This window comes from Mesorhizobium sp. M0898 (assembly GCF_040319695.1).
Lineage (GTDB): Bacteria > Pseudomonadota > Alphaproteobacteria > Rhizobiales > Rhizobiaceae > Mesorhizobium.
In genome coordinates, this window is the sequence record NZ_JAMYOE010000008.1 from 139,159 (window position 1) to 155,314 (window position 16,156).

General features: G+C 63.7%; 15 protein-coding genes. 6 read left to right on the forward strand and 9 right to left on the reverse strand.

The genetic code is table 11. The features are described 5' to 3' along the window. Positions 1-97 precede the first annotated feature (97 nt). Together pncA and NKH90_RS12620 are read left to right on the forward strand one after the other, a co-directional pair. The gene (gene pncA, locus NKH90_RS12615) at positions 98-697 is read left to right on the forward strand and encodes a bifunctional nicotinamidase/pyrazinamidase (protein WP_023676971.1); all 600 of its coding nucleotides are present in this window, start codon (positions 98-100) and stop codon (positions 695-697) included. Positions 698-737: 40 nt separating this feature from the next. Continuing rightward, positions 738-2,165, forward strand: a complete 1,428-nt coding sequence (locus NKH90_RS12620) for a sodium:proton antiporter (RefSeq protein WP_352539931.1) — start codon at positions 738-740, stop codon at positions 2,163-2,165. Here the strand turns inward: NKH90_RS12620 and NKH90_RS12625 are convergent, their stop codons facing one another. From NKH90_RS12625 to gcvA, 8 genes are all read right to left on the reverse strand, one after another. Then, positions 2,166-2,885, reverse strand: coding sequence for an ABC transporter ATP-binding protein (locus NKH90_RS12625; protein ID WP_352744239.1), 720 nt, complete (start codon positions 2,883-2,885; stop codon positions 2,166-2,168). It lies immediately after the preceding gene. Next, positions 2,878-3,606 carry an ABC transporter ATP-binding protein gene (locus NKH90_RS12630; protein ID WP_352736693.1) on the reverse strand — a complete coding sequence of 243 codons (729 nt, stop codon included), beginning with the start codon at positions 3,604-3,606 and terminating at the stop codon, positions 2,878-2,880. The genes NKH90_RS12625 and NKH90_RS12630 overlap by 8 nt, the downstream gene beginning before the upstream one ends. Next, a complete protein-coding gene (locus NKH90_RS12635) occupies positions 3,603-4,565 on the reverse strand; it encodes a branched-chain amino acid ABC transporter permease (protein WP_352819612.1) in 963 nt (320 codons plus the stop codon). The genes NKH90_RS12630 and NKH90_RS12635 overlap by 4 nt, the downstream gene beginning before the upstream one ends. Then, complete coding sequence (locus NKH90_RS12640; RefSeq protein ID WP_352819614.1) at positions 4,562-5,443, reverse strand: branched-chain amino acid ABC transporter permease; 882 nt, start codon at positions 5,441-5,443, stop codon at positions 4,562-4,564. The genes NKH90_RS12635 and NKH90_RS12640 overlap by 4 nt, the downstream gene beginning before the upstream one ends. 86 nt (positions 5,444-5,529) lie before the next feature. After that, on the reverse strand, positions 5,530-6,834 hold the full coding sequence (locus tag NKH90_RS12645; protein ID WP_352615059.1) for an ABC transporter substrate-binding protein: 1,305 nt from the start codon (positions 6,832-6,834) through the stop codon (positions 5,530-5,532). Positions 6,835-6,996: 162 nt separating this feature from the next. Next, positions 6,997-8,436: a hypothetical protein gene (locus NKH90_RS12650; RefSeq protein WP_352819634.1), complete on the reverse strand. Its 1,440-nt coding sequence runs from the start codon at positions 8,434-8,436 to the stop codon at positions 6,997-6,999. Positions 8,437-8,599: 163 nt separating this feature from the next. After that, on the reverse strand, positions 8,600-9,904 hold the full coding sequence (gene pncB, locus NKH90_RS12655; RefSeq protein ID WP_352472380.1) for a nicotinate phosphoribosyltransferase: 1,305 nt from the start codon (positions 9,902-9,904) through the stop codon (positions 8,600-8,602). Between the two features lie 192 nt (positions 9,905-10,096). Next, the gene (gene gcvA / locus NKH90_RS12660; RefSeq protein WP_023676980.1) at positions 10,097-11,071 is read right to left on the reverse strand and encodes a transcriptional regulator GcvA; all 975 of its coding nucleotides are present in this window, start codon (positions 11,069-11,071) and stop codon (positions 10,097-10,099) included. Positions 11,072-11,254: 183 nt separating this feature from the next. On the opposite strand from gcvA, the gene speB reads away from it, so the two are divergent. The 4 genes from speB to NKH90_RS12680 all read left to right on the forward strand — a co-directional run bounded on the left by speB (position 11,255) and on the right by NKH90_RS12680 (position 14,582). Beyond that, positions 11,255-12,316, forward strand: coding sequence for an agmatinase (speB, locus tag NKH90_RS12665; protein ID WP_352449470.1), 1,062 nt, complete (start codon positions 11,255-11,257; stop codon positions 12,314-12,316). A 137-nt stretch (positions 12,317-12,453) separates the two neighbouring features. Further along, entirely contained in the window at positions 12,454-13,263 is an 810-nt protein-coding gene (locus tag NKH90_RS12670; RefSeq protein WP_352472382.1) for a transporter substrate-binding domain-containing protein, read from the forward strand. Between the two features lie 6 nt (positions 13,264-13,269). Beyond that, complete coding sequence (locus tag NKH90_RS12675) at positions 13,270-13,938, forward strand: amino acid ABC transporter permease (RefSeq protein ID WP_352819616.1); 669 nt, start codon at positions 13,270-13,272, stop codon at positions 13,936-13,938. After that, positions 13,935-14,582, forward strand: a complete 648-nt coding sequence (locus tag NKH90_RS12680; protein WP_352539924.1) for an amino acid ABC transporter permease — start codon at positions 13,935-13,937, stop codon at positions 14,580-14,582. Before NKH90_RS12675 ends, NKH90_RS12680 begins: the two co-directional genes overlap by 4 nt. A gap of 16 nt (positions 14,583-14,598) precedes the next feature. Here the strand turns inward: NKH90_RS12680 and NKH90_RS12685 are convergent, their stop codons facing one another. Then, the gene (locus tag NKH90_RS12685) at positions 14,599-16,002 is read right to left on the reverse strand and encodes an MATE family efflux transporter (RefSeq protein ID WP_352819618.1); all 1,404 of its coding nucleotides are present in this window, start codon (positions 16,000-16,002) and stop codon (positions 14,599-14,601) included. Positions 16,003-16,156 lie beyond the last annotated feature (154 nt).

Sequence of the window (16,156 nt, forward strand, 5' to 3'; positions counted from 1 at the left end):
TGAGAGGTTGACGCAGCCGGCCATCTGGTCAAGCTTCTGCGTCCGGTCGCGTTTTCATTGGAGCCTAAGCTCAAGACCAAGAAAATAAGGAGGCTCCATGGCCGACGAAGCGCTTGTCGTTATCGACCTGCAGAACGATTTCTGCCCGGGTGGCGCCCTTGAAGTGGCCGGTGGCGACGAAATCGTGCCGTTGGTCAATGACCTAATCCGGCGGACCGAGCACGTCCTGCTGACGCAGGACTGGCACCCTGCCGGCCATTCGAGCTTTGCCTCCAGCCACCCCGGCAAGCACCCGTTCGAAACGATCGACGTGCCTTATGGCCACCAGACGCTGTGGCCGGATCACTGCATCCAGGGCAGCCTGGGATCGGATTTCCATTCGGGCCTCGCCTGGAGCAAGGCCGAGTTGGTGATCCGCAAGGGGTTCCGTCCTGCGATCGACAGCTATTCCGCATTCTTCGAGAACGACCGGACGACGCCGACCGGCCTTGCCGGCTATCTCCGGGATCGGAACATCGAGACGCTGACCCTGGTCGGCCTGGCGACGGATTTCTGCGTCGCCTTTTCGGCGCTCGACGCGGTCAAGCTCGGTTTTGAGACGTCCGTGCGGCTCGACGCCTGCCGCGGCATCGATCTCAACGGCTCCGTGGAGAGGATGCTGGGCCGGATGCGCGATGCCGGCGTGACACTGATTTGAACGTCATCCAGCCGAACCTGACAGACTTTTGAGGGGCTTCATGCGGTTTGCGGCGTTGACGGCAAGTGCTGCACTTATTGCAGCAATCTTTTCTCCGAATGCGGTTCTCGCGGCCGAAGCGCACGAATTGCCGGGCGCCGCCATGTCGCTTTGGTGGGTGCTGCCGTTTGCCGGGCTATTGCTTTGCATCGCGACCGGCCCGCTGCTGTTCCATCATGCTTGGGAGCACCATTACGGCAAGATCGCTGCCTTCTGGGCAGCGTTGGTGATCGGGCCGCTGGCCATCGCCTTCGGCATCCCGTCCGCCACGCAGGCAGTGCTGCATGCGCTGCTCACCGAATACATGTCGTTCATCATCCTGCTGTTTGCGCTGTTCACCATTTCGGGCGGTATCTTCGTTGCCGGCAACATACACGGCACGCCGCTGGTCAATGCCGGGCTGTTGCTGGGAGGGGCGCTGCTTGCCTCGATCATTGGCACAACCGGCGCCTCGATGATCCTGATCCGGCCGCTCATCCGCGCCAACGACAACCGGCGCTTCAACGCCCATGTCGTCATCTTTTTCATCTTCCTGGTGTCCAACATCGGCGGGTCGCTAACGCCGCTGGGCGATCCGCCGCTGTTCGTCGGCTTTCTGCGCGGCGTCGATTTCTTCTGGACGACAGTTCACCTGCTGCCCGAGACGCTGTTCGTCGCCGGCGTGGTGCTGGCTGTTTTCCTGGCGATCGACATCATCATGCATCGCCGGGAGGAAGGCGCGCCGAAGATCAAGGATCCGACGCCCGACAGCAAGGTGCGCATTCGCGGCCTGGCCAACATCCCGCTGCTGGCCGGCGTAATCGCCGCGATCCTGATTTCCGCTGCCTGGAAGCCGGGAGTGAGTTTCTCATTTCAGGGTGTCAGCCTCGAGCTGCAGAATCTGGTGCGGGACGCCGCCATCCTGATACTGGCCTTCACTTCGCTTGTCGTCTCGCCGAAGGAGTTTCGCGGCGCAAACGCCTTCAACTGGGGGCCGATTGCCGAGGTGGCGAAGCTGTTCGCCAGCATCTTCATCTGCATCGTGCCGGTCGTCGCCATATTGCGGGCCGGGCTCGATGGCGCGCTGGCGCCGTTGGTACTGCTGGTCAGTTCGCCGACCGGCGCGCCGGACAACCTTGCCTATTTCTGGCTGACCGGAGCGCTGTCGTCCTTCCTCGACAATGCGCCGACCTATCTGGTGTTCTTCGAGCTGGCTGGCGGCGATGCGCAGCATCTGATGACCGAGCTCGCCTCGACGCTGGCGGCGATCTCGGCAGGCGCGGTGTTCATGGGCGCCAACACCTATGTCGGCAATGCGCCGAATTTCATGGTCTATGCCATTGCCAGGCATCGCGGCATCAAGATGCCGAGCTTCTTTGGCTATATGGCATGGTCGGGCGCGGTGCTGATCCCGACATTCCTGCTTGCCGGCTTGCTGTTCTTTGCCTGATCATCCGACGCCGACATAGCGACGGACCGCGGAGGGATCGGAACGCAGTTCCTCGACATCGACCGTCTCGCGGTCGCGGCCGTTTTCGATGAAACAAACGCGGTCTGCGACCGACAGCACGGCATCGACGCGCTGCTCGACAAGAATTGTCGACACGCCAAGCGCACGCAGCTTCGACACGGTTTCCCGGATCTTGGCGATCATTGACGGCATCAGCCCTTCGGTCGGTTCGTCGAGCAGGAGCACCTGCGGTTCCAGACACAGGGCGCGGGCCATGGCCAGCATCTGCTGCTCGCCGCCGGATAGCGTGCCCGAACGCTGCCTGAGGCGCTGGCGCAACAGCGGGAAGAGATCGAGCACGTTTTCGCGCGTCGCCTTGCCCTTGTTGCGGGCCATCAGGCCGATATCGATATTTTCCGCCACCGTCATCTCGGCGAACAGCCGCCGGCCCTGCGGCACGTAGGCGACGCCGGCCTTGGGCACCTCGTGCGCCGGCAAGCCGCTCAATTCCCGCCCTTCGAGCCTGATCGAGCCGGAGCTTACCGGCACCAGGCCCATGATTGCCTTCAGCGTCGTCGTCTTGCCGGCGCCGTTGCGGCCGAACAGGCAGAGCACTTCGCCCTCGTTCAACACAAGATCGAGGCCATAGAGCACCTGGACCTCGCCATAGAAGCAGTCGACCCCGGAGATCGTCAGTGCCTTGGACTGGGCCTCAGCCATGGGTCGTCCCCAGATAGGCGTCCTGCACCGCGGCATTGGCGCGGATCTGCTCGGGCGTGCCTTCAGCCAAGATCCTGCCGGCGTTGAAGACGGTGATGCGGTCGGCGAGCCGCATGACCACCGGCATGTTGTGCTCGATCAAAAGCACGGTGGCGCTATCGGCGATCTCGCGCACCAGCTCGATGAAATTGTCGATCTCGCTGTCGGCAAGCCCTTGCGTCGGTTCGTCGAGGATCAGCAGCCGCGGCTTCAGTGCCAGTCCCATTGCCACTTCCAGCAACCGCTGGTGACCGTAGGACAATTGCCCGGCAGGCATTTGCGCCCGGTCGGCAAGGCCGGTGCGCTCGAGAGCCGCCATGACGCCGGTGTGAACCGCGCCCTTCGAGCGGCCGTCGGTCAGCGTGCGCTGCACCGGCAGGGCAACATTGTCGTAGGCGCTGAGATTGGCAAAGACGCTGGTGATCTGGAACGTATAGGCGATGCCGAGGCGAACCCGGGCGTAGGCAGGCAGGCTGGTGATGTCGGCGCCGTCGAAGACGATCATGCCCGACGAGGGCTGGATGCGGCCGCTGACCAGGCTGACGAAGGTGGTCTTGCCGGCACCGTTGGGGCCGATAATGGCGCGAATCTCGCCCGGTATCAGCGCGAAGTCGACGCCGTCGACGGCACGCAAGCCGCCGAAACTGCGCGACAGGCCTTTGGTGGTGAGCAGCGGCATCATGGCAACCACCCGAGCCAGCGCTGGCGGATGCTGCCGAGAATGCCTCTCGGGAAGAACAGCACCAGCAGGATGAGCGCTATGCCGACGACCAGCAGATAGGCCGAGGTGTAGCCGCTGGCGACGTCGATGACATAATACATGAACAGCGTGCCGATCAGCGGACCGAGCGTGGTGGCGGCACCGCCCAGCAGCACCCAGAGCAGCGGCAGGATGGAGTATTGCACCGAGGCGAAGCTCGAGCCGACATAGCCGAACAGCAGCGCATAGGCCGCGCCGGAAGCCGCGCAGATGCTGCCGGAGATGACGACGGCGGCGAGCTTGCTGGAGAACGTGTCGTAGCCAAGCATCTTGGTCCGCTCCTCGTTCTCGCGGATGGCGACCAGCACGCGACCGTAGCCGGAGCGGACTATCGCCAGGCTTATGAGCAGCACGATCGAGAACAGAGCCAGCGCGCTCATATAGCGCACGGTCGGGTTGGTGAGGTCGAGTGACGTGCTGCCCAGGACAAGGACACGCATCGGCTGCGGCACGACCATGCCCTGGTCGCCACCGGTCCAGGCAGCGAAATAAAGAATGACGAGATAAAATACCTGAGCGAACATCATGGTGACGATCATGAAGGCGACGCCGGAGGTGCGCAGCGCCAGCAGCCCGATCACCAGCGCGAGAAGCGCGCCGTAGGCAAGCCCGGCTGCGAAGGCGGCCGGTACGCTCCAGCCGAGATGGATGACGGCAAGGCCGGCGCCATAGAGCCCGGCTGAAAAGAACATGGCATGGCCGAGGCTGAGCAGCCCGACATAGCCGAACAGCAGATTGTAGCCCATGGCGAAGACCGCCAGCACCATGATGCGGGCGAGCAGGCCGTGATGGTATTCCGGCAGGACGAAGCTAAGCCCGAAAAGCAGGGCGATGACGCCGAGGTGCAGCGCATATGGCTTTGCCGGCGAAGCATCCTTCATCGTGATGTCGTCCCGAACAGGCCCTGCGGCCGGAACACCAGCACCATGGCGACGAGCAAGGTGGCGATGATCTTGGCCAGCGTCGGTGAGAAGAACACCGAGATGATGCCGTCGGAAAGGCCGATCAGCACCGCGGCGACGACCGTGCCGCGCAGCGAGCCGAGGCCGCCGATGATGACGACGATGAACGACAGCAACAGCGGGTCCTGTCCCATCAGATAGTGGGCCTGGCTGATCGGCACGATCAGCACCGCGGCGACAGCAGCCAGCATGGCGCCGAGCGCGAAAACACCGGCATAGACTCTGGTCACCGGGATGCCGAAGGCCTGCGCCGTCTCGCTGTCATATTGCGTGGCGCGCATGACGAGGCCGATTTTCGTGCGCGTCAGCACCAGCCAGGTCGCGACCAGCAGCAGCGCCGACGCGGCGATGATCGACAGCTTGTAGCCGGAATAGCCGAACCACGGCAGGAGGATGCGGTAGCTGAACGGCGGCTGAACCGGCCGCGCCTCCGGGCCGTAGAAGGTCAGTGCCAGTTGCTGGATGATGTAGAGCATGCCGATGGTGGCAACGATGGTGGCTTCCGGATTGTAGTTGAGCCGGCGCAGCACCAGCCGTTCGGCGAGCAGCGCGATCAGGCCGACGATCAGCGGCGCCAGCACCAGGGCGGCCAGGAAGCCGAGCGCCGGATGGCCGGATATCGCCGTTGAGATCGCCCAGGCAAGCACCGCGCCCAGCATGAAGAACTCGCCATGCGCGACATTGACGACGCGCATGACGCCGAACACCAGCGACAGCCCAAGCGCCGTCAGCGCCAGCACGGCGGAGGTGACGAGGCCTTCGAGGGCGGCGAGGAGCAGGTGAGGTCCGAAGTGCATCGCCTAAGCACCGGCGGATGCGCGAAGCACCCCCCTCTGGCCAGAGGGGGGTATCTTGGCGCTCACGCTTGCTGCAGCAGCCAAGCTCACAGCGTCTGCGTCGTGTAATCCCCCTCGGGCTCGTAGAGGCCGTCCTCGATCTTGGTCTTGTGGACGACATTCAGCCGGCCGCCTTCGACCTTGGAGATGTTCTGGATGCCAAAGCACTGGTGGATCTTGCCGTTGAAGGTTTTCGGCCCCTGCGGATGCTCCGGCCCCTCGGCGAACTCGGTCAACGCCTCGGTCGCCTCGACCAGCTTGGCGCGGTCTTCCGGGCCCTTGTAGCCGGCATCCTCCATCGCCTTCTTGACGACGTAGAGCGTTTCCCAGCAGCCGAACATATGCGCGGCGGTGGAGACGTCCTTGGGGTCGCCGACGGCGGCACCATTGTCGTCGATGCCGACGGCGGCGCGGTAGGCTTTCTGCGCAGGGGAGTCATCGGGCTGCGCATAACGCGGCGAGCCTTCCCAGAAATGGCTGCCGTCGAGGAATTCGAGGCCGGGGCTGTTGATGTCGGTGGCTTCGAGCGAATCGATGAAGCCGAACAATTGCGGCCGATTGGAGCCGTAGAACTCGCCGAGCTCCTTGACGAAGGTGAGCACCGCCGGGCCGACCATGACGTGGTAGATCACCTCGGTCTCCGCGGGGATCTGCGGGAAATATTTAGTGAAGGAGGATTCCGTCGGGGGGATGGCGATCTGGGCGATAACCTCGGCGCCTTGCGCTTTCAGGGCCGGCGGCAGGTAGTCGCGATGGTCGTAGCCGAAGGCGAAATCGGGAAATATCTGCGTCACCTTCTTGCCGGCATTGGCGGCAATCCACGGCGCCATCGACTGGATCTGGCTCTTCACATCGGTGATGCCGGGCTGGAAGACGTAGCGGTTCAATTTGGTCGATGCGACATGGTGGCCTTCGCTGACAACAAAATAGGGCATCTTGGCCTCGCCGGCGGCCGGCGCCGAGCCGATGACGACATGCGAAAACAGCGTGCCGTAGACGATATCGGTCTTGTGCTGAGACGCGAACTTGCCGACGACTTCGGCGCCCCGGCTGGGATCGGTGCCGTCATCCTCGATGATCACCTCGACGGGTCGGCCGTTGATGCCGCCGGCATCGTTGATCGCCTTGACGGCAGCCGCTGTGGTCTTCTCGTACCAGCGGCCATAGGCGGCGCCGATGCCGGTGCGGTGCGACTGGAAGCCGATCTTGATCGGCGCCGAGCTCTGCGCCTGGCTGTAACGCACGAAACCCGGCGCGACGGCAAGACCGGCGCCGGCGGCAAGGCCCTTCAGCGCCGTGCGGCGGGTGAGAGCGGATCTGGAGAGATCGAAAAACCCATTCTTGTCAGTCACGGCAGTTCCCCTTGTTTTTGAGCTTTGACCAATGGCTGTAGCAGGCAGGCCACTCTTGTTAAGAGGGGCGAAAATTGCATGTGTACAAACTAAATCACCAAAGCTCTGACGTGGCAAGCGAGCTTTCCCCAAGGTTCGATTGACGGCCATCGCACACCTCGTTCATCCGGCGCTCGGCGTCGCAAGCAGCCATAGGCCGAGGACGGTGTAGGCGATCATCAGCACGGTGAGCGGGAACTGGCTGAGCGCGGCGCGAGCCGGAATGGCGTGCAGCCGCCAGGCCAAGCCATGGGCGACAAGCACAGCAAGCATGTGGCCGCCAATGATGACGCCGGCCTGGAGGTTCCACAGCCACCACGCCGAGCCGGCGCCGGCGACAACGCCGGCTTCAATTGACATGTCTGCGGTACCGAACAGGTTCCAGCCAAACGCAAACGGGTCGGAGAGAGCGGCAATTGCATATTGGCCGTCGACCAGCAGCGCCGTCAGATAATGCGCGAAGTGGTAGGCGAGCGCGATCGGTACGATCGACCAGGCCAAAAGCCCGGCGGCGTGACCGAGCGAATGGTTGCTGCCGGCAAGGTGCTGGCCAAGAAAGACGGCTAGCGCGAACACGGCCGCAAGCACGGCAAAGCTCAGCACAAGACCGAAACTGCCGATGCCGATCAAAGCGGTGCGTCCAGGAAACTCCAGCGGATTGATGCCGAACCAGCCTAGCCAGAAGAAGGTTTTCGACAGGCCGTCGAAGGACACAGACGACAGCGCAAGCAGCAGGAAAGCGACGCCGCTGAGCGGTAGCGGCGCGCCACCGAGCAGCCTGGCACCCGGCCAGCAGAGTTTGAGCCGGCCGCCTTCGTTGCGCTCGACGATGGCGAAGTGCGCTACCATGGAAAAGAACACCGTCAGGAACTCACCGCGCAGGCTCCAGTCGCGGTAGCCGAAGACCTGCATGGCGGCGAAGCTCAGCAGCCAGTAGAGGCCGGCGGCCCAGGCCAGCCGCGCCGGATCGTCGGGCGCAGGGTCGATCAGCTCGAACCAGGCGAAGGCGAAGAACAGCAGGAAAGCCGGCCAATAGCCGAGCCGTTGGGGGAGCAGATACGGCTGCGTTCTGCCGGGCAGGCGCGAGGCGACGCGGCATGGCCCGTACCAGGGGTTGAGCCACGACCAGAGATCGCCGGCGAGCCCCTGCAACAGAGCCAGGCCAACCCAGAGCAGCGTCCACACGGTCAGCGGCAGCGGATTGGAAAGCGGATCGCGGCTGCCGAACAGGCCGGCGGCAATCAGAATTGCAAAGCCGGCAAAGGATACCAGGCTGACGGCAGTCCGCGCGCCGTCGCCGAAGGTAAAAAGCGGCAGGCGTTTGCGCCAGAAGCGGTCGAGGGAGTCCGGCGGCAGTAGAGCCAGGACAAGGAAGCTGGCGGCAACCGCGAGCGCGCCACCGACGACGTAGTAGCCGGTGGGAAGCAGCAGGACATGGCCGCGGTCGGAGGCGTGGGCGAAGGCGGGCGTGGATGGGAATGCCAAGGAAGCGACGAGGCCGGGAAAGGGCCTGATTGCCGAAATGCAGCACTCTACAGCGCCCCCCTCTGTCCTGCCGGACATCTCAAGCGGGGAGATCGGCGGTTCCGCCGTCGGCTCTCCTTCTGCAACTTCAGCAATTGGCGAAAGCAGCAATGAGGGCGCAATCTCCCCCCTCGCGGGGGAGATGTCCGGCAGGACAGAGGGGGGCGCGAAGGAACTCATACTACGCAAGAGTTCCCCTACTTCACACCTTCACCAACTGCTCCACGCGGTCCTTCTGGCCGAAGATGCGCAAATAGCGCTCGATCTCTTTCTCGTCGCCTGTCGACTTGGCCGGATTGTCGGAAAGCTTGACCGCCGGCCTGCCGTTGGCTTCGGTGACCTTGCAGACCAGCGAGATGGCGTCTAGCCGGTTGGTCTCGGTCGGCGCGCAGCCCTCGAAATCGTTGGTCAGGTTGGTGCCCCAGCCGAAGGACATGCGCACCTTGCCGCGGAAATGGCGATAGGTTTCCTCGATGGTCTCGACCTCCAGCCCATCCGAGAAGATGAGCAGCTTCTGCTTGGGGTCCTTGCCCTTTTCGCGCCACCAGGAAATGATTTTCTCGCCGCCTTCGATCGGCGGCGCGCTGTCGGGGCGGAAGCCGGTCCAGTCGGCGACCCAGTCCGGTGCATCGCGCAGGAACGCCGCGGTGCCGAAGGTGTCCGGCAGTACGATCAGCAGGTTGCCGCCGTAGTAGCGCTGCCAGTCCTGCAGCACGTTGTAGGGCGACCGTTTCAATTCCTTTTCCGAATTGGTGAGCGCGGCGAACACCATCGGCAGCTCATGCGCGTTGGTGCCGAGCGCCTCGAGATCGTTGTCCATGGCGAGCAGCACGTTGGAGGTGCCAGTGAAGGCCTCGCCGATGCCCTCCTTCAACGCTTCGACGCACCAGCGCTGCCACAGGAAAGAATGACGGCGGCGGGTGCCGAAATCCGAGATGCGGATGCCGGGCAGCGCCTTCAGCCGCTCGGTCTTGGCCCACATCTTGGCCTTGGCGCGGGCATAGAGCACGTCGAGCGCGAACGGCCCGAACGCCCGCATGGCCGCGCGAGATCGAAGTTCATTGATAATTGCCAGCGCCGGGATCTCCCACAGCGTCGTGTACATCCACGGACCGCTGAAGGCGAGTTCGTATTGGCCGTCGCGCTTGGAAAGCTCGTATTCGGGCAGCCGGAAATTTTCCAGCCAGGCGAGGAATTCCGGTTCGAATATCTGCTTGCGGCCATAGAAGGTGTTGCCGCCGAGCCAGATCATCTCTTTCTTAGAGAAGCGCAAGGTGCGGGCATGGTCGAGCTGCTCGCGCAGCTCCGTCTCATCGATCTCCTCGGCAAGGCGGACCGAGGTGGTGCGGTTGATCAGCGAGAAGGTGGCGTCGACCTTGGGATACATGCCCCAGATCATCTGCAGCATCAGAAGCTTGTAGAAATCGGTGTCGAGCAAGCTGCGGACGATCGGGTCGAGCTTCCAGGTGTGATTGTAGACGCGCCGCGCTATATCGGTCTTTGCCATCGCTTAATGCGCCTTCGTTGCTCGCTCTAGCTTTTGTCTAGCGCAATTCCGGACGGAAAACCGCTGCGCACTTTTCCTGGAATTGCTCCAAATGCCTCTTAGCATCGAATTTTTGAACGCGCCTCCCGCTTTGCGGGCTGGCCCGACAAAAAGAAGCCCCTGCTGCAAGCGGCGCCTACGGCAGTTTCGGCCTCAGGATGCGGTCTTGGCGCCGACCACCTTGAGCGCCGGACGCTTGCGGCGAATGCCGATGCGGCCTGCCACCGGTGCGTCAGCGCGGCGGTCGGCCTGTTCTTTCTCGGCAAACAGCCAGTCGATGAACAATTGCACGATCGGCGCCGACCGCATCTCGTTGCGGCAGACGACGTAGAAATCGTCGACGGCCGGCACGGAAAGACTGAACGGGGCGACAAGCAGGCCCCTGGCGAGCAGTCCGCTTGCCGTCACCGTATCGCCGAGCGCCACGCCATGGCCGTGAACCGCGGCCTCGGTCGCCATCCGCGCATCGCCGAGATGATGGCGACGGCCGCGCTCGAGGTCCAGCGCGTCGGCGGCGGCCAGCCAGGTATGCCATTCGCGGCCGTCGTCGCCATGCAGGAAGACGTGATCGGCGAGGTCGCGGACGGTGCGGATCGGGCGGTTGTTGATCAGCGTCGGGCTGACCACCGGGAACAGTTCGAGGCCCGACCATTTGCGCATCCAGCAGTCGGTCCAGCTGCCGTCACCATAGTGCACGCAGACATCGATGTGCGGTGCGCGGACGTCCTTGGCATCATTGGATGGGATCAGCGTCAGCCTGATATCCGGATATTGCGAGGTGAAGCTGCCCAGCCGCGGGATCATCCACAGCAACAGTAGCGCCGGCACGCAGGATACAGAGAGAACGCCGGTGCTGGCCGGTCTCGTCATGCGCTGCGTGGCGGCGGCAATGCCGTCGAAGGCGGTTGACACCGCCGGCAGCAACTCGGCGCCGTGCGGCGTCAGCTTCACCCGCTGACCGGCACGCTCGAACAGCTTGACACCCAACGATTGCTCGAGCGCCTTGATCTGATGGCTGATGGCGCCGTGGGTGACGTTGAGCTCAGCCGCCGCCTTGCTCAGCGAGGCGTGGCGCGCCGTCGCCTCGAAGGCGCGCAGCGGGTTGAGCGGTGGCAAACGCTTGGCCATTTGGACCCTAGGTTCTGTGAGATTTTCTCACAGATAACACGCTAACAATATCAATTGATTTTTCAATGCAGCTACGGGACACTTTGCCCAGGCATTGCATCAACACGTGAAATCTGCAGGCAGCCGGCGGCTGCGGCTATCGAGGCCGCCGCCCGCGCGCCGCACCAGCCATGGAGGACCGACATGGGTTACGACCGCGGCAAGCTCGAAGCGTTGCGCCGCAAATACGGCGAGAGCCATGGCGGCGAAATGTTCGACCCGAAATTCCAGCGTGTCGCCGACAAGATCTTCTCCAAGACCGGCACGCGACTGGCGCCCTATTCCGGCATCCCGACCTTCCTCGCGGCGCCCTATCGTGAAATCGCCGCCGACAATCCGGATTTCGGCGATCTGCAGGTGGCGATGATCGGTGTGCCGATGGATCTGGGCGTCACCAACCGGCCGGGCGCCCGTTTCGGGCCAAGGGCGTTGCGCGCCATCGAGCGCATCGGCCCCTACAATCATGTGCTGGAATGCGCACCGACGCATGAGCTGAAGGTCGCCGACATCGGCGACGTGCCGTTCCAGAGCCGCTACCGGCTGGAGACCAGCCATGACGACATCGAACGCCGCACCAACCAGATCGTCGACGCCGGCGTCCTGCCCTTGTCTGTCGGCGGCGACCATTCGATCAGCCACCCGATCCTGAAGGCGGTCGGCAAGAAGGCGCCGGTGGGCATGATCCATATCGACGCTCATTGCGATACCAGCGGCCTGTTCGACATGACCAAGTTCCACCATGGCGGGCCGTTCCGCAACGCGGTGCTGGACGGCGTGCTCGACCCGAGCCGCACCATCCAGATCGGCATTCGCGGCTCGGCCGAATATCTGTGGGAGTTCACCTATGAGTCCGGCATGACCGTCGTGCATGCCGAAGAGGTGACCGGCCTCGGCATTCCCGCCATTATCGAGAAGGCGCGCAGGATAGTCGGCGACGGCCCGACCTATGTCTCCTTCGACATTGACAGCATCGATCCGGCCTTCGCGCCGGGCACCGGCACACCGGAAGTCGGCGGGCTGACGACGCGCGAAGTGCTCGAGCTGCTGCGCGGCCTGAAGGGACTCAACATCGTCGGCGGCGACGTGGTCGAGGTGGCACCGCAGTACGACGCGACCACCAACACGGCGCACGCCGGCGCGCAGGTGCTGTTCGAGATCCTCAGCCTGATGGTCTTCAGCCCGGCAATCACCGGCAAGGCGGGCTGACACGCTCGACCATGATCCCGAAAGTGGGAACCGGTTTTCGGAGAAGATCATGGTCCACCAGAGAATCCAAAGGCGACCGCCGCGCTGGAGCCGGCGGTTGCACTCAAAACAAACAAGCTTCCAGCAGGGGAATGACAATGACACTTCACATGAAACTCAAATCGTCCATCGCCGCCGTGCTGATGCTCGGCGCGACCGGTTTTGCTTTCACCACGCAGGCCGTCAATGCCGACGCGATCGACGACATCGCCAAGGCCGGCGCCATCAATGTCGGCATCTTTTCCGACTTCCCGCCCTTCTCCTCGGCCAGCGCCGACATGAGCATCAAGGGCTACGACATCGACGTGGCGCAATCCATCGCCGACCAGCTCAAGGTCAAGCTCAATCTGGTCAGCGTGACCGGCCAGAACCGCATTCCGTACCTGACCGACAAGCGCGTCGACCTGCTGATGAGCGTCGGCTACTCCAAGGAGCGAGAGCAGGTAATCGATTTCGCCGCCGCCTACGCACCCTACTACATCGCCGTCATCGGCCCGGCAGCACTCTCGGTCAAAGGCAAGGAAGACCTTGCCGACAAGTCGATCGCCGTCAATCGCGGCACGCTGGAGGACACCTCGCTGACCGAGGCGGCACCCGCCTCGGCCGACATCCGCCGTTTCGACAACTATAATTCCGTCATCCAGGCTTTCATCTCGGGCCAGACCCAACTGATGGTGGTCGGCAACGATGTCGGCGCCCAGGTGCTCGCCCGGCAGGAGGAACTGAAGCCGGAGCAGAAATTCCAGCTTCTCACCTCGCCCTCGCATATCGGCCTCAACAAGAAGGAAGACCGCCTCAAGCAAGCGGTCAACGATGCGGTCGCCAAGATGCTGGCCGACGGCAAACTGGACGAAAGCTCGAAGGCCTGGCTGAAGACACCGCTCGATCCCGCCAATCTCAAGGATTGACGGCCAGTGACCTATAGCCTCGACTTCGGCTGGCTTGCCGGGGCAACAGGGGCGATCGCGCGCGGCGCGGCCACGACGATCCTGCTGATCACTGTCACCACGCTGGCGGGAACGTTGCTCAGCATCCTCGGCGCGGCAGGGCGGCGGAACGGTCCGCTGCTGCTCAAGCGGGCGATCGGCGTCTATGTCGAGATGATCCGCAACACGCCGTTCCTGGTGCAGCTGTTCTTCATCTTCTTCGGGCTGCCCAGCATCGGCGTCAGGCTCGATCCGGTGCTGGCAGCCATGTTGGCGATGACGCTCAACATGGCCGCCTACACGATCGAGATCGTTGGCGCCGGGCTCGACGCGGTGCCGCCCGGGCAGACGGAAGCGGCACTGGCGCTTGGGCTCAGGCCGCGCCAGGTCTTCATCAAGATCGTGCTGCCGCAGGCGCTCAAGGTGATCTATCCGGCGCTGACCAGCCAGATCGTCATCATGATGCTGGAATCCGCCGTGGTATCGCAGATCGCCGTTCGCGAGCTGACCTATGAAGCCGACATGCTGCAGGCGCGCACGTTCCGGGCTTTCGAGACCTATTTCGTGGTGACGATGGTCTACCTCGCCCTGTCGATTGGGCTGCGCCGGCTGCTGGTCGGCGGCGGCCGCCGGCTTCTCGGAGCCGGCGTGTCATGATCGAATTCACCTTCTGGGACATTCTGCGCAACCTGCTGCTGGCGGCGCGCTGGACGGTGCTCTTGTCGCTGGCCGCGTTTGTCGGCGGGGCCGTGGTCGGCATGATCGTGCTGTTCTTCCGGATCGCCAAGAATAAATGGGCGCGCCGGTTTGCCTCCGGCTACATCGCGCTTTTCCAGGGCACGCCGCTGCTGATGCAGCTCTTCCTGATGTTCTTCGGCTTGCCGATGCTGGGCCTGCGCATCGAGCCGTGGACCGCGGCGGTGCTTGGCCTGACCTTCTTCGCCAGCGCCTATCTCGCCGAGATCTGGCGCGGCGGCGTCGATGCGCTGCCGCGCGGCCAGTGGGACGCCGGCGCCAGCCTCGGCCTGCACTATCTGCATGAACTCCGGCTGATCATCCTGCCGCAGGCGTTTTCGATCACCCGCGCACCGACCGTCGGCTTCCTGGTGCAGCTGATCAAGTCGACCGCGCTGACCTCGATCATCGGTTTCGAGGAGCTGGTGAGGACATCCAACGCGATCAACAATGCGACCTTCGAACCGTTCAAAGTCTATGGGCTGGTAGCGCTGATCTTCTTCGTCATGTGCTTTCCGCTGACGCAATACGCACGTTCGCTCGAGCAGCGGGCGGCGGCCCGCTGAGCGGGCGACCAGCAATTCAACGCCCGAATACCAGCGGCGGCGCGATCCTGTCACGCCGCAGCCAGCGCACCAGCAGGAGTGCCGCAACCACCGCCAGTCCCGACGACAGGCCGATCCAGATGCCGACGCCGTTGAAGCCGAAACGAAAGGCCAGCAGCACGCCGAGCGGCAGCCCGATGCCCCAATAGCCGATCGCGGCATAGATCATCGGCACCTTGGTGTCGTGCAGGCCGCGCAGCATGCCGCTGGCGACCGCCTGCGCACCGTCAAAAACCTGGAACAGCGCAGCAAAGGCGAGGAACGAGACGGCAAGCGCCACCACCTCGGCATTAGCCGGATTGCCCAGATCGATGAAGGCGCCGATCAAGAGATGCGGCCACAGGATCATCACCAGCCCCATCAGCGCCATGAAGGAGACACCGACGACATAGGCGGTCCAGCCAGCCCGGCTGACACCTTCCGGATTGCCGGCGCCGTGGGCAAGTCCGACGCGCACCGTCACCGCCTGGTTGAGGCCGAGCGGCACCATAAAGGTGACCGAGGCGATCTGGATGGCGATCGCATGGGCGGCAAGCGAAGCCGCATCGATCAGGCCCATGAGAAAGGCGGCCGCGTTGAAGATCGTCACCTCGAACGCCAGCAGGCCGGCGATCGGCAGGCCGAGCCGCAGCAGGCCCTTGAAGCGCGGCCAGTCGGCGCGCCAGAAGCGTCCGAACAGACGATAGCGCCGGAACTTCTTCTCAAGCATCACCACCATCGCCATGCCGGCGAACATCAGCGTGCTGGACAGAGTGGTGGCAAGGCCGGAGCCGGCGATGCCCATCGAAGGGATGCCGAGATTGCCGAACATGAACAGCCAGTTGAAGAAGGCATTGCAGGCGACGGCAACGAAAACGATGATCAGTGCCCAGCCCGGCCGCTCCAGCGCCGAAATGAACGAGCGCAGGACGATGTAGCCGAAAAAGGGCAGCACCGCCCATTCGAGCCAGCGCAGATAGATGCCGGCCTGGTGCGCCAACGCCGGTTCCTGACCCATGGCCAGCAACACGCTCTCGCCGTGCCAGAGAAGGGCCCATACCGGAATGCAAATGAGGATCGCCAGCCACAGACCCTGGCGCACGGTGCGGCGCAGGTCGCGCACCGAGTGCCGACGGCGGCCGAGCTCGGTCGCCATCATCGGCGAGGTCGCCAGCATCAGGCCGAGCCCGAAGATGAGCGGCATGAAGTAGAGGTTGGCACCAAGCGCACCACTGGCCAGCGTGTCCGGCCCCAGCCGTCCCATCATCATGACGTCGGTAGCGGTCATCGCGGTCTGGCCGAGATTGGTCAGCACCATCGGCCAGGCGAGCGCCAGCATCGCCCTGATTTCCCGACGCCAAAGGTTTTCCGGCGCGCGAGCGTCGGCTTCGATCGCAGACATTCTAGTTTTCCGCCTATCCGATTGCGGCACGTCGGCAAAAGCCGGAAGCCGCGTATCAGCGCGGAAACGGCCATGATCGGCCGGATTCCGCATTACGGCGAGTTTGTCTATGAAATAGGCACCGGTGGCAAGAGGCTGACTTGCGGAAGGGTTA

Excerpts from the sequence above, each read along its gene's own strand:
- gcvA (WP_023676980.1), bottom strand. The coding sequence starts at position 11,071 with ATGGCCAAGCGTTTGCCACCGCTCAACCCGCTGCGCGCCTTCGAGGCG.
- pncB (WP_352472380.1), bottom strand. The coding sequence starts at position 9,904 with ATGGCAAAGACCGATATAGCGCGGCGCGTCTACAATCACACCTGGAAG.
- pncA (WP_023676971.1), top strand. The coding sequence starts at position 98 with ATGGCCGACGAAGCGCTTGTCGTTATCGACCTGCAGAACGATTTCTGC.
- NKH90_RS12635 (WP_352819612.1), bottom strand. The coding sequence starts at position 4,565 with ATGAAGGATGCTTCGCCGGCAAAGCCATATGCGCTGCACCTCGGCGTC.
- NKH90_RS12630 (WP_352736693.1), bottom strand. The coding sequence starts at position 3,606 with ATGATGCCGCTGCTCACCACCAAAGGCCTGTCGCGCAGTTTCGGCGGC.
- NKH90_RS12685 (WP_352819618.1), bottom strand. The coding sequence starts at position 16,002 with ATGTCTGCGATCGAAGCCGACGCTCGCGCGCCGGAAAACCTTTGGCGT.
- NKH90_RS12625 (WP_352744239.1), bottom strand. The coding sequence starts at position 2,885 with ATGGCTGAGGCCCAGTCCAAGGCACTGACGATCTCCGGGGTCGACTGC.
- NKH90_RS12620 (WP_352539931.1), top strand. The coding sequence starts at position 738 with ATGCGGTTTGCGGCGTTGACGGCAAGTGCTGCACTTATTGCAGCAATC.
- NKH90_RS12650 (WP_352819634.1), bottom strand. The coding sequence starts at position 8,436 with ATGTCCGGCAGGACAGAGGGGGGCGCTGTAGAGTGCTGCATTTCGGCA.
- NKH90_RS12670 (WP_352472382.1), top strand. The coding sequence starts at position 12,454 with ATGACACTTCACATGAAACTCAAATCGTCCATCGCCGCCGTGCTGATG.
- NKH90_RS12680 (WP_352539924.1), top strand. The coding sequence starts at position 13,935 with ATGATCGAATTCACCTTCTGGGACATTCTGCGCAACCTGCTGCTGGCG.
- NKH90_RS12640 (WP_352819614.1), bottom strand. The coding sequence starts at position 5,443 with ATGCACTTCGGACCTCACCTGCTCCTCGCCGCCCTCGAAGGCCTCGTC.
- speB (WP_352449470.1), top strand. The coding sequence starts at position 11,255 with ATGGGTTACGACCGCGGCAAGCTCGAAGCGTTGCGCCGCAAATACGGC.